The organism is Paenibacillus sp. FSL H7-0323 (assembly GCF_038002725.1).
Lineage (GTDB): Bacteria > Bacillota > Bacilli > Paenibacillales > Paenibacillaceae > Paenibacillus_AQ > Paenibacillus_AQ odorifer.
Genome location: NZ_JBBODB010000001.1, coordinates 2262021 through 2273599 on the forward strand (window position 1 = coordinate 2262021; position 11579 = coordinate 2273599).

The window sequence follows — 11579 nt, forward strand, 5'->3', positions numbered from 1 at the left end:
AAATATCAACTGATTAATGCAAATCCTAATTGTTAATTTTGTTATAGAACTAAATTTGTTGAGGTTCATTAAAAGCAGATAAATATGGCTCCCAGAACTTTTTAACCAACAACACACTGCTCTTCACATGTGTTAAGTAGACAGTGTTAAACAAATGTATATGTTGTGCCTATCACCTAGCCACTATTAGTGGCTCTTTTTGTTTTCTTTATTATGCAGGTAAAAGTGATGAACACTCCTGTTGTATTAGTGAAGCAATTTCACTGACTTGCAAATCAAAAACGCTGTTCCCCTTACTCCGAGACTTTTCAATCACAGAATCGATAATACGATTCTCAGAAACATAGGGATGATAATCAGAAAATGTGATGGAGGAAAAATCATAATTTCCATACATCTTTTGAAATATATAAGCTATGGTAGTCTGTTCTAAGAGAGTAACAGCTACTTTATCTTCCGATATCATAGGATACGTAAGTAATAAATAATTAAATACTACATCTGATCTAACAAATGGTATTAATTTGTATGAAATGGCTATTAGAATAATATCCATTATTTGCATGAAAAATTGCCCTATTGCCATTAAAAAAATCTCTGCATCCCCCATCCTTTGTCTTAAAACATCAATAGACAGAGTATCATTTAAATTCATTTCAATTCGCTCTTGCAGAGAAATTGAGACATCACTCTTATCATTGAGGATTAATTTATCAAGTAAATCTGCTCTGATATCTTGTTCTATCTCCATAAGGGAATGATATTTATCTAAAAATTCTTCCTCTGTTACACAGGGGTTAACAAAAAGGCTAGAGATAAACGAGTATGAGCTCTTCTTCAAAAAAGCCATACGATCTTCTTGATCTTCCGAAAAGATATCATCCAAGGGTAGAACTATGAAATAGTTCGAGTACTCTGATAGGACATTTATGCAATCATTTACAACCTTGACTAAGTAATCCCTTACTCTCTTTTGTTTAATTGCAGTACTTTCGGTTAAAAAGAAAGTTCTCATTTTCGAGACAGGATCTGTAAATATACGATATTTCCCACAAGGTGCGAATTCATAGTGCCCATCATTTCTCAGATCAATATACATTGCTCCAGCAAGAAAACTACACTTATCATCTGTACATATCTTCTTTAGAAAAAAGTCAATTATCTCATATTTTCTACGCCAAAAAAGTGATACTTCCTCAAAGAAATATGCCAGTTCATTGTTTGTGGTTTCTTCATCCATTAAGCAATCGACATATTTACTTATTAGGTCTAAATATTCCTTTTGAATCTTAACGATCGGCTTCAATTCAATCATCTAGACCACCATACTTATCTATGAAGAAGTCTGGAAATTCATAAAATGAAGATAACTGATTAAATAGTTTCTTTAGAACATACTCACAGTCATGTTCCACGTTTCTAAGTTTCTGCTCAAAAGTAATGTCGGGGACAGTATGATATTTATGAGAAGGATTATCACAAAAAATCATCGCGCTTTCTCTAATAGCACCCCAAAATCCATGAGTGAAGTTAGTATCATATTCATAATAAAGATCGTAAAGATCATTTTCACCAATGGCTTCAAATTTCTTTCTTACATTTTGATTATCAAATAGCCTTGTGTCCATATTAGTGAATTCTTCACCTTTATCTTCGTTAAGCAATGCTTCTAGTACAGGAAGTGCAAAGTGGTGTTTTTCGAGGTCTGGTTCAACTTCTCTAGCTTTGAGAATTACATATTTATACTTACCTATTCCGTATTCCTTAAAAGCTTTCCAAATGTCTGGTTGGTCTTGTTCTTTCAACGACATGTATTTTAAAGTCACATACACTTCCGTAATAGTCCTTAAGGCATTTCTACCTAAGATTCCATCTCCAATTTGACTTTCAATCACTTCTTTATAAATTTTCAGTCCATAAGTTGCTATACCCAAGCAGACAGAAAATTTCTCGTCCGTAAGTAGCGATTCTTTATTATTAGCCATTAAGTAATCGATAGTATTAACGGCATCCTCTAAAAAAGACATACTTCCACCTGCCTGTTCACCATAATCAATAATAAAAGTTCTACACTTTGTTAATAACCCCAGACTATGCCAAAATCGTTTTACAAAATCTCCGTTATCTTCTCTAAATCTTAAAGCCATTTCAGATGATCTAATTAGCGGGCGATACAATCTCATTTCTGGATGGTCATGAGATAGTTTAGGATACTCAACTAATGCCTTTGTTATTTCCATTCCTCTAGCAAAATGAATACGATCAGCGAAAACGTTAAACCATAAAATTAGAAACCTAATATCTGTAGCTTCATTTGTTTGATGAAATAAATTTTTTTTAATTACATTTTGTAGGGTAATAGTTTTTTCATCTATTGATGTTTCGCAGTCTGAAAAATACTCATAAAAAAGAGCATATTTATCTGTACGGTATATTATTGTTAGAGGGGATAATACATCTCTAGTAGCCCATTTACATATTACTTCGTAGTAAGTCCTCTGCTTTTTAGGTTCTAGCTCAAAAATCTTCGATAGAACAGGATTGCTCAATTCCTTATCAATCTTCGATAATTCCCCTGCAATCCTGCCAACTAAATTTAGTCCATCTTCCCTGCCGTAATGCTCTAGAATCAATGCCAACCATAAATATTCTGGTAACCACTCAACAGCCCATGGAGATAATGAAAGTTGATCTCCTAAATTGCTATTAAATGGTGTATATAACACACCTTTTTTGAATGAATGATCAGAGAGTTTGCTGAATTGCTTCCCCATACCTATCACATCACAATCGTATTAATTTAAGTAACTTTCAACTAAATCTCTCGAATGCCATTTCAACATCCCACGACATAATATTTCGACATATAATTCTAATATCCTCCACGATAATAGGATATCTAAACCAAATCCAGATTGAAATGTTATGTTTGCTAATAAATCTTATTATAAAACGAAAAGCCCTCTCACAAAGGATTGGGCTTTTGATATAGGTAAATGTGGCTCTAAGTCTAAAGTACTGTGTTCTTACGAGCGACACACAGCACTCCACATGTGTAGAGTCAGTGAAAATGACCTTCAAAAGTACTTGATCTTATTTATAACAAACCGTCAACTCCACCCGATTCCCTTCCCGATCATACACAATCCGCTCCACTAACTTCTTCAACGCCCGATTCTTCTCTTCACTCGTCACCGAAGCGCTCCACAACTCCCTAAACTCACCTATCCGATCATATATCTGCTCTACAGTCGGATAATTCCCTTCATCTACTACAACCTTCCGTAAATCCTTCAACTCTTCCTCCAACTTCTGTATCTGCCTTGATCGAACAGCTTTACGCTCCAAAAATACCTGCTTCGTTATCATGTCCTCTTCATACGATTCATGCAGCTTGTCCAGCGCCCGCTTCTGCTTCTTCAATTCCTGCTCTTTGACCTCGATTATCACCTGAGTATCATTATATCGGTTGCCATGCATTTCAATCTCTCGCAAAATGTTTGGGTCTACATGAATAATTCGGTCATACAGAGCATTGAAAAAATCAACATCCATTACCTTGCCGCGCTGCTCACATTTGCTGCCATCTTTATACTGGTGATAGCACAATGCACTCCAGTGCTGCCCTTGCTTCTTATTCTCACCTACTCTAAATCTCATCCGTGAACCGCATTTTTCACAATAAAGCAAGCCTGATAAAGGAAAAATATTACGTCTTGAATTGGGATTCAACATGCGATTCTTAAGCAGCCGCTCCATAATCGCTTCATGTTCTTCCGGCGTTTTCAGCTTTTCATGTGTTCCCATGACTTTAATCCGCTCTTCTTCGGGTACAAGCTCTACCTGTCCACGTTTGGAACGGGTTTTTCCATAAGTAATGTAACCCAAATGAATTTCGCTTGCCAGCAACCGTTGAACCGTAATGTTCGACCAGCCCTTGTTCTTTCCATCCGGCTTAATGTTGTATGGCGTGGGTATCTTGTTATCCGTCAACCAAATGGCAATATGACCAAGGTTTGTTCCATTAAGATATTTCTCTACAATCGCTCGATAAATCGGACGCTTCGTTTCATCGACCAGTACCGACCTTGTGTTTTTATCATAATAGTATGGAAACGGTGGCTTTCCGTTTGTCCACATTCCTTTCTTCGCTCCAGCCTCTTTGCCCTGCTTCATTCTTCGCTTAATCGTTTTGTACTCTATTCGGGCAAAAATTGACATGAAGTCAAAGGATACATCGTCATTATCTATTTCCAGATCGTATATCTTGTTCGGTGTAATGATTACCGTCTCTGAGTTCAAAAACGTATCTTTTATGAGTGCCCAATCCTTATTTTCTCCACGCCCTAAACGGTCAATATCCATGACCACTACCCCATCATAAAGCTGGTCTTCAACATATCGAAGTAACTTCTGCATTTCCTTACGGGACTCGATCTTTTCACCAGAGGCCACTTCTTCATATAGCCTATAGGTCCAATTTCGATTCTCGACCAAGGCAAGAAGGGTATCCCTATGCTTCGAGAGAACGTCTTCGAATTCGCCATCATCCCGTGATTTTCTTAAATAGACGGCTACGTGCTTAATTGTTTTGCTTTCCATAAGTTCCTCTACTCCAAACGTGTTAATATTTTGCCGCCTTCCAAATAGAATGTTGAGCATTTTTGATGACACATCATCGAATATGACAACTGTAAAATTTTGGAGGTGAAATTTATGAAGAAATGTGAATATGTAATCAAAGAAGTAAATCAGCCATCCGGCAAAGCGTTGCGGCAATTTCATGAGCATGTGGTTGAGATATTGAGCCAAACTGTCCAAGCGGAGGCCGAGATAGACATACCTCTCCCCAAAGTGCATCATTCTACGCAAGACAATCAGAAAACTTAACAAAATAAAAACAAGCCGGAGCGCATGACCCATTCACGCTCCGGCTTGTTCTATTTCAGATTATTTTGAATGAATTCTCGCTCCGACTTCTTCAGATACCTTAGTGAATTTTCGAAGGAATACAGGTACATGGAACGAAGCATCCTCAGCTTTTCGACTGAGCCATCCATAATCGTTTGCTTAATGGCTGGAATCATTTGGCTGTTCGTTACTCCGAATTTTCCCGGCTTTACAATATCTTCAATGGCAAGTGGCCGCTCTTCATTGCCATCATTTAGTTCTTGCTGCAACTCTTGTGTGTTTTCTTCATTTAATATTGCTTCCTGCTGTGACGTATCTTCTTGCTGATGTTTGCCATCCCCTTGTTCAGGGACGATCTCCTGTTCTTCTTGAATAATCGACTTTTCCTCTAAATTCTCATTAGCTACCTCAGTTGGAGTTGATTCTTCCTGGGCCGAGACTGGCTCTTCTTGTTGGGCTTGTTCTTGCCCTGTCTCTTCATGAACTTGAATTTTTTCTGCCTCAATACTTGTCTGCTCATTTTCACTTTGAAGCTGTTCTGACATCGTTTGTTCACCTTCCAGTCTAACCTGATTACTTCCACGGTTGTTTCTGCTTGAAACCCTATTCTTATTTGCCATTGCTCAAACTCCTATAAAATGGTATTTTCCTTGAGTCGATCTTATCAACATGCTTGACCCTAGTACACCGTTTCTTTCGCTTAAATAGTAACTATTTTGCTATGTATCTTCATTTAAAAGGCAAAACAAAGCCCGTAGTGAATTTCTACACTACAGGCTCATAAAGCTTGATTAAAATATAGTTTTCCTGAATATTTTATGACAGGTTGCCCCAATCTCTAACGATCGTCCAAGAATTCTTCCTTGTCCAGGTTACAATCTGCTCGGGTATAAATGGCTGTATGGTTATTTCAATCTGGATGATTTGCTCTGGACTCAAACTGAGTAAATGTGGTTTAGGCTGGCTATCCAAGTCCCACATATGATATTTGTAGAATTTAATCTTCGCTCGTTCACTGGGTGCTAAATCCAGCGGTGCACAACGTCTAATACGTTCCTGTCCACTTTTCGTTAAAAAGGTAACGCTTATCAGCATTCTTCGCTGAATGGCATCTGCAAATAGCAATAACATCTGATTATCCATATTGACACTTCCTAAACACTTTATTTCCACTTTCGCGGTTTCATATGAACATACATCTTGTAGGTCAGAACATAACCCAATAGATTTGTTCAATATTGAAGTGTAAATCATCACCAGATGAAGAATTTACAGTTTATCCACTATGCCTCCATTCTCGCTCAAAAAAAGCCCTTGTCCATTGGCAAAGGCATGTTCATCTGAAAAATATTAAATTAGTACTCTTCTGCCAGCATCATCGTCACGTATTGCTCTTCGTCGATAACAAAAATCTTTTTCTGGATAAGAGACTGGATAGGCATATCAACCAAATAGTGTGCTTGACGATAGAAAGGCTGTTCCATGGAATGTGTTACTACCTGTATACCGCTTGGCAAAATTTTTAAATCAAATATCTGAAGATAGTCCATAGTCATTTGTTCTTTTAATCGATCAATGCATTCCCATAAATACATCTGCACAAGCTGTCCAATTTCATATTGAACTCGTTCTGTTATCATTTTCTGACCTATGAATTCAGCCAATTGTTCTTCCTCCTACGCTCCTGTATCCTGTACCTTAATCTTCATCAAAGTCTGTTGCCGCCCACACCTGTTCCCGACTAATCATCTGATCTCCTTTAAAATAATGCTGTCCTTTTTTCTGTAAGCGTTTTCCACATTGTTTGCAGGAAAAACGTTCTTTACCAACATACATCTTCAAACCAGATTCCTTCATTGCTCGTACAAGCTTATTCCCACAAGAGCAAGTTGCAACCCATACGAGCTTTACTTGTCCCGGATAAATGTTCGTTCCTTTAGTATTGATAACCTGCTTCACTAATAATGCACCTCCTTCATGTACTGCTGAAAATGAAAAAGACGTTAACCAGATATATAACATCCGTTAACGTCTTCATAGGTTAAGATTGAAATAAACATTATCCAACTCTTGTCGAGTGATTCCTATGTACGCCAGAGTGACACTCGGAGCTGAATGGTTGAGCAGCTTTTGAATACGGGTAATATCTACACCACTTTGGTAAGCATGAAAAGCGAATGACTTTCTCAAGGTATGCGTTCCAACGGCTTCTTTAATGCCAACACGGCTTGCCCCTTCATTCAGTATCCGGTAAGCATGTACTCGGCTAATCGGGTTCCCACCTTTGCGGCTGGCGAAGAGCGCCCCTGACTTATGTCCTGTTGCTTTTACATATTCCAGAATTGCCTTTTTACAGGTATCCGACAAGGGAAAATCTTTTCTCTTGCCCGTCTTCTGCTCTCGAATGCTGATCCGATCTTGATTGTATACCTCTTCCACCTGAAGTTTAAGCAAATCAGATATTCGCAACCCTGAATTGATGCCAAGCACGAACAATAGATAGTCTCGAATATTCTGCCCGCGCAGATACTTCTTCAAAGCATCAATCTGTTTCTTACTTCTGATAGGTTCAACAAATTCCATTCCAATCACCTCAATAACTTAATGTAATTAACTATATAATAATTATATACTGTGTTACTTTTGACGTAAACGGCAAAGCTCCAGAGAGCCGAAAAGAACCCAGATGTCTTACCCCGCCTACCCTCGTGGACATTTGGCCTATGTAACACTATTTAGTTGTGTTACATTGGGTTTACATCACATTTTCAAGTGACTTATAATCACCTTTTCACATCGTAATAATTCCTAATTGCACTTTAAATAATCCCATATTGCACACAATTCTATATATCTTATTCTATATATCTACTATTTCTCGCAGTGCTCAAAATAGTAGCAGCGAGCTGAAGCTCGCTGCATCCATTGTGACTCTTCTTCCCTTATTCTATCCATACTGGTTAACCAATCAATTCTTTAGGATTCCCCCGCTTTATTCGGCTCTGCCGTTATTCAGCGTTTAAATCCCGTTCAAATATTAAGACTATTTCCTTGCTGTTATGGGTATAGTTGATGAATCCAGCCTTCCGCAAGCGTGCTTTAATTTTATCCACCTGATTAGGTGAACATTTTAACATCACCGATAATTGCTTTTTACTCAAATAGCTGGTGTAGTTACCCTTGTTTAAATCGGTGTATCTCTTTATCACACAGTAAGCGATCTTATCATAGGCGGTTAATTGCTCATGCCATGCAATGGGGTATGGAAGTTGTGCAAACTTACTTTCATCACACACAATTCGATAGATATTGCACCCATAATGACCTTCATAATTAATTTGTTTCTTGGAAATGACATTATGGCGGCATAACGTAGCAATATGTGTACTTGTCTGTCGGTTTTGTAGCCCGGCATTTTTGGCGATAGTATCCATTTTAACTTTGATCTGCTTCCTTCTGCCGCTACGTACTTTCATAAGAGCCATATAAACCATCTTACATTGAATGGATACATCCAAGTCCAACAAAGCATAAGGTACTTTAATGTGCTGCATTTAATAACTTCATCTCTTCTTTCGTTGGTATTTAAGAAAACAGCTTGAAAAACTCCCGCGATGTGAGAGACATCTATCGGGCTGCCGGGGCATTTCCGTGTTTTTTAAAATGATTTTTAAGCCATTTCAGTACCGTTACCTTCAGGGTTAATATTATAGATAACTATTTCATTTATTGATTGAATTCATCTGGGATTGATTTGGGATCATCTTTCCACGGATTTATCATATCCTCAAACTCTTGCTTAGTTTTTTCAGGAATCAAACCAGTCTCAAGACAAAGTTCAACAATTACTTTAATATCAGGAGTCGTCATCTTATCCAGAAAACAAGCATTTCTAAACCAAACGAGCAGACCGGAGAAATGCTTGGAATCCCTAACCCATGGATTGGTTTTTCTAGACCGAACATTGCGATAAAACAATTCCCCTTCCACATAACAAAGTCTGGAGTTAAACATCTCTTTACAGACTGTTATCATTCCTATACCCAGAGTAACTATTTCACCCAAATATTCTTCTAACTGAGGAACATTGGATATATATTGATTTACAAGATCCAGAACATCATTATTTGGCGCTGTTAACAGTGATGCATTTTTAAATGGAGTTAGCAGTTTCATTATTTCAACCTCACTTTAGTTATGGGATGCCCCTACTTGAGGCATCCTTTGATTATATTTTTAAAAACAGATTGATATTTACAGCCAGATCGCAAGTAGCTCCCCTTATTCCTTACCTGCCAACTCTATAAACTTTAAGATGGATTTAACTGAATTGGGCATAGAATAAAAGCGAATATGCTGGACACCAGCAAAATCAAACATCACTTCTACTCTCTTAAAGTCTATTTCAAACTCCTGGCCCCGACTTTCTTCACATAGGAAAGAAGCTGATAGTTCCATATCATGGGATAGTGAAGACATATGAATTTGAACCTCACGAATACTTGGCGAGTTTTGAAGAATGGTAAAACTATAAGGCATTTTTAATAGTTCGGCATAAGACAATAAAGCGTTTATTTGCGCTTCATCCGCTTTGAAGTCTCCTTGAGTTGGATGGATGTTATGATTTGCATTTTTTTTCATTCTGTTTTGATCTCCTCTATTTCGTGCAGAACATGTTCCACATCGATGGTTATTTTTTCAAAATTGCATCAATAGCTTTTATCAAATGAAAGATGGGTTCTATTTGCTGAGGAACAACGGCGTTTCCAAGCGCTTTAAGACGGGACTTGGTAAGACTGTCCAGTCTGGTGGGAACCCCATTAACCACTCTTGGTAATCCGGGTTTAACCAGCAATCTCCCGTTCCAAGTTCCGGGATACGATGTAGGCCACCAAATTTCCCGACATACATCATGGTTCCATTCGAAGCCAGAGGCGTTGGTTCCAAGGATAAATATTCGATATCTTCTGTGCGGGGCCGAGACGCCACAAGCTGGGATAATGAACGCCCTTGCGGAGTAACCGATGTTCTCCATTTCAGCGAGCAATGCATCGAGTCCCAAATCTTTGAATCCCATAACATTTTCTCCAACAACCCAAGTGGGCTGGAATTCGCTAACAATTCGTAGCATGGCAGGGAACAGTGAACGTTCATCACTAAGTCCGCGTCTGTGAGGATTTGCGGTTGAAAATGGTTGACAGGGAAATCCTCCAGATATGATATTGAGTTTGGGTATATTGGCACGTTGTAAAAGCTCCTTATTTATATGATGGACATCAGAAATAATCGGTACATTAGGCCAGTGCATACTAAGTACTTTCTGACAAAATGGCTCTTGCTCGCAAAAAGCTACGGTTTTGATTCCAGCATTCTTGGCGGCAAGATCAATGCCGCCGATGCCAGAGAAAAGGGATAGCATGTTCATTCATATGTTCCTTCCACAATTAGCTCATCGATTGGTTTTGGGGCTGAAAATGGACTCACTTCATAAGTAATTACATTTGAAGGATCGTATAATGTCTCCATCGTTTCTTGGATCTCCTTAGTTTTACTGGTTACCCATATGGTATAAGGTGTGTCTGCATATTGATTGTGATCTAATATTTCAACAATCTTGTTTAGCAACTCTTCATTCACAGGCCGTGGAAAAATGATTCCTACATTGGGCTGACTGGAAGAAAGATCGTCTCTTGAAAAACTAAGATGTTCAAGACGAACAACACGTGATGAATGTTGTGATGTTTTTTTTGAGTTCTTCGGCTTGAACTTTCCATTATCAAACGAGCCTTTACCATTTTTACCATCAGTTAAAGAAGCGTCTTCATTGACCTTTAAGCCGCAAGCGTCTGAATGCAGTTTATAAAATTCCTCGTCTGCTCTTTTGAAACTCTTACCTTCGCTTAAAAATTCAACGTAAAATTTCTGCTGTTCCAGATTCATTGCAATCAATTTGAGTCCTTCCTGTAGCTTCATTTTTGATTGTAGGACATATTCCAAATAGGCTGGATTATAATCATTGATCTGGCAAGCATGTTGAACATACTTTTCATTCGTTCCCACTTGCCGGGCTGCGAGATAATTGGCATTGCCTTTTTGAGCCTCTGGAATATTTTCCAGAGCTATCTTTTTGTGCATTCTGTCCGTGGCTTCCTTTTTAAGCGTTGGAAGCAGATGAATAACAGCGTAGGCAGCAAGCTGGTGCTTGGTGTAATGATTTCGATGTATGTTCAAGCTTTGAACAACTCTATCGAAATCTGAGATAGCATTTGTCCATACCTTGATCATCTCCGGTTCGAAATGTAACTCATTGCTTTGTGCCATCATACGAAGAGCTGCATATCGAGCCCGACCATCCAGTATCTGGTTATTTATAGTCCAGATAGGATTATGCATTCCATTAAGCAAAATATCTGCCTTAAGCACTTCAAGTTTCTCTGCTTCCATCATAGGAAGTTTTTTTGCAGCCGGGTGAATCTCCAACTCAGGTAGTTCTGTAATGATTTGATTGATTGTGTACATGTCGTACCTCCATGAGTATTATTAGTGCGGGGATAAATTTGTAAAATTATGGAAATTGGTATATCTATCCTCCAAACAACACCCATATGGTATATACTTCTTCGAAATTCTTTAACGAAAAATTTTTCTTTTGATAATTTTTATGAATG

14 protein-coding genes are annotated in these 11579 nt (G+C 38.2%); 1 reads left to right on the forward strand and 13 read right to left on the reverse strand.

The window, feature by feature from the left end; genetic code table 11:
- Positions 1-211: 211 nt before the first annotated feature.
- The 3 genes from MHH89_RS10305 to MHH89_RS10315 all read right to left on the reverse strand — a co-directional run bounded on the left by MHH89_RS10305 (position 212) and on the right by MHH89_RS10315 (position 4602).
- Positions 212-1315, reverse strand: coding sequence for a hypothetical protein (locus tag MHH89_RS10305; RefSeq protein ID WP_341086999.1), 1104 nt, complete (start codon positions 1313-1315; stop codon positions 212-214).
- Positions 1308-2774, reverse strand: a complete 1467-nt coding sequence (locus MHH89_RS10310; RefSeq protein WP_341087000.1) for a DUF5677 domain-containing protein — start codon at positions 2772-2774, stop codon at positions 1308-1310. Before MHH89_RS10310 ends, MHH89_RS10305 begins: the two co-directional genes overlap by 8 nt.
- 319 nt (positions 2775-3093) lie before the next feature.
- Complete coding sequence (locus MHH89_RS10315; protein ID WP_341087003.1) at positions 3094-4602, reverse strand: recombinase family protein; 1509 nt, start codon at positions 4600-4602, stop codon at positions 3094-3096.
- A 114-nt stretch (positions 4603-4716) separates the two neighbouring features.
- Between MHH89_RS10315 and MHH89_RS10320 the strand changes: the two genes are divergently transcribed.
- On the forward strand, positions 4717-4890 hold the full coding sequence (locus MHH89_RS10320) for a hypothetical protein (protein WP_341087004.1): 174 nt from the start codon (positions 4717-4719) through the stop codon (positions 4888-4890).
- A gap of 50 nt (positions 4891-4940) precedes the next feature.
- Here the strand turns inward: MHH89_RS10320 and MHH89_RS10325 are convergent, their stop codons facing one another.
- From MHH89_RS10325 to MHH89_RS10370, 10 genes are all read right to left on the reverse strand, one after another.
- Positions 4941-5531 (reverse strand): hypothetical protein, encoded by a 591-nt coding sequence (locus MHH89_RS10325; protein WP_341087007.1) that lies wholly within the window; start codon positions 5529-5531, stop codon positions 4941-4943.
- 196 nt (positions 5532-5727) lie between these two features.
- Positions 5728-6054, reverse strand: coding sequence for a hypothetical protein (locus tag MHH89_RS10330; protein WP_341087008.1), 327 nt, complete (start codon positions 6052-6054; stop codon positions 5728-5730).
- Positions 6055-6266: 212 nt separating this feature from the next.
- Positions 6267-6575: a DUF960 family protein gene (locus MHH89_RS10335; protein WP_241933478.1), complete on the reverse strand. Its 309-nt coding sequence runs from the start codon at positions 6573-6575 to the stop codon at positions 6267-6269.
- Between the two features lie 34 nt (positions 6576-6609).
- Positions 6610-6870, reverse strand: coding sequence for a hypothetical protein (locus MHH89_RS10340; protein ID WP_341087013.1), 261 nt, complete (start codon positions 6868-6870; stop codon positions 6610-6612).
- Positions 6871-6945: 75 nt separating this feature from the next.
- Complete coding sequence (locus tag MHH89_RS10345; protein WP_341087014.1) at positions 6946-7494, reverse strand: site-specific integrase; 549 nt, start codon at positions 7492-7494, stop codon at positions 6946-6948.
- 425 nt (positions 7495-7919) lie between these two features.
- Positions 7920-8465 (reverse strand): hypothetical protein, encoded by a 546-nt coding sequence (locus tag MHH89_RS10350; protein ID WP_341087015.1) that lies wholly within the window; start codon positions 8463-8465, stop codon positions 7920-7922.
- A 172-nt stretch (positions 8466-8637) separates the two neighbouring features.
- Positions 8638-9087 (reverse strand): hypothetical protein, encoded by a 450-nt coding sequence (locus tag MHH89_RS10355; protein ID WP_341087017.1) that lies wholly within the window; start codon positions 9085-9087, stop codon positions 8638-8640.
- 105 nt (positions 9088-9192) lie between these two features.
- Positions 9193-9552 carry a hypothetical protein gene (locus tag MHH89_RS10360; RefSeq protein WP_341087019.1) on the reverse strand — a complete coding sequence of 120 codons (360 nt, stop codon included), beginning with the start codon at positions 9550-9552 and terminating at the stop codon, positions 9193-9195.
- 49 nt (positions 9553-9601) lie between these two features.
- Positions 9602-10336, reverse strand: a complete 735-nt coding sequence (locus tag MHH89_RS10365) for a DNA cytosine methyltransferase (RefSeq protein ID WP_341087021.1) — start codon at positions 10334-10336, stop codon at positions 9602-9604.
- Positions 10333-11430: a hypothetical protein gene (locus MHH89_RS10370; RefSeq protein ID WP_341087023.1), complete on the reverse strand. Its 1098-nt coding sequence runs from the start codon at positions 11428-11430 to the stop codon at positions 10333-10335. The genes MHH89_RS10365 and MHH89_RS10370 overlap by 4 nt, the downstream gene beginning before the upstream one ends.
- Positions 11431-11579: the final 149 nt, after the last annotated feature.

Bases quoted from the DNA above. Each gene is read 5' to 3' on its own strand.
- MHH89_RS10360 (WP_341087019.1), bottom strand. From the start codon at position 9,552: ATGAAAAAAAATGCAAATCATAACATCCATCCAACTCAAGGAGACTTC.
- MHH89_RS10310 (WP_341087000.1), bottom strand. From the start codon at position 2,774: ATGGGGAAGCAATTCAGCAAACTCTCTGATCATTCATTCAAAAAAGGT.
- MHH89_RS10365 (WP_341087021.1), bottom strand. From the start codon at position 10,336: ATGAACATGCTATCCCTTTTCTCTGGCATCGGCGGCATTGATCTTGCC.
- MHH89_RS10320 (WP_341087004.1), top strand. From the start codon at position 4,717: ATGAAGAAATGTGAATATGTAATCAAAGAAGTAAATCAGCCATCCGGC.
- MHH89_RS10325 (WP_341087007.1), bottom strand. From the start codon at position 5,531: ATGGCAAATAAGAATAGGGTTTCAAGCAGAAACAACCGTGGAAGTAAT.
- MHH89_RS10370 (WP_341087023.1), bottom strand. From the start codon at position 11,430: ATGTACACAATCAATCAAATCATTACAGAACTACCTGAGTTGGAGATT.
- MHH89_RS10315 (WP_341087003.1), bottom strand. From the start codon at position 4,602: ATGGAAAGCAAAACAATTAAGCACGTAGCCGTCTATTTAAGAAAATCA.
- MHH89_RS10345 (WP_341087014.1), bottom strand. From the start codon at position 7,494: ATGGAATTTGTTGAACCTATCAGAAGTAAGAAACAGATTGATGCTTTG.
- MHH89_RS10350 (WP_341087015.1), bottom strand. From the start codon at position 8,465: ATGCAGCACATTAAAGTACCTTATGCTTTGTTGGACTTGGATGTATCC.
- MHH89_RS10305 (WP_341086999.1), bottom strand. From the start codon at position 1,315: ATGATTGAATTGAAGCCGATCGTTAAGATTCAAAAGGAATATTTAGAC.
- MHH89_RS10330 (WP_341087008.1), bottom strand. From the start codon at position 6,054: ATGGATAATCAGATGTTATTGCTATTTGCAGATGCCATTCAGCGAAGA.
- MHH89_RS10355 (WP_341087017.1), bottom strand. From the start codon at position 9,087: ATGAAACTGCTAACTCCATTTAAAAATGCATCACTGTTAACAGCGCCA.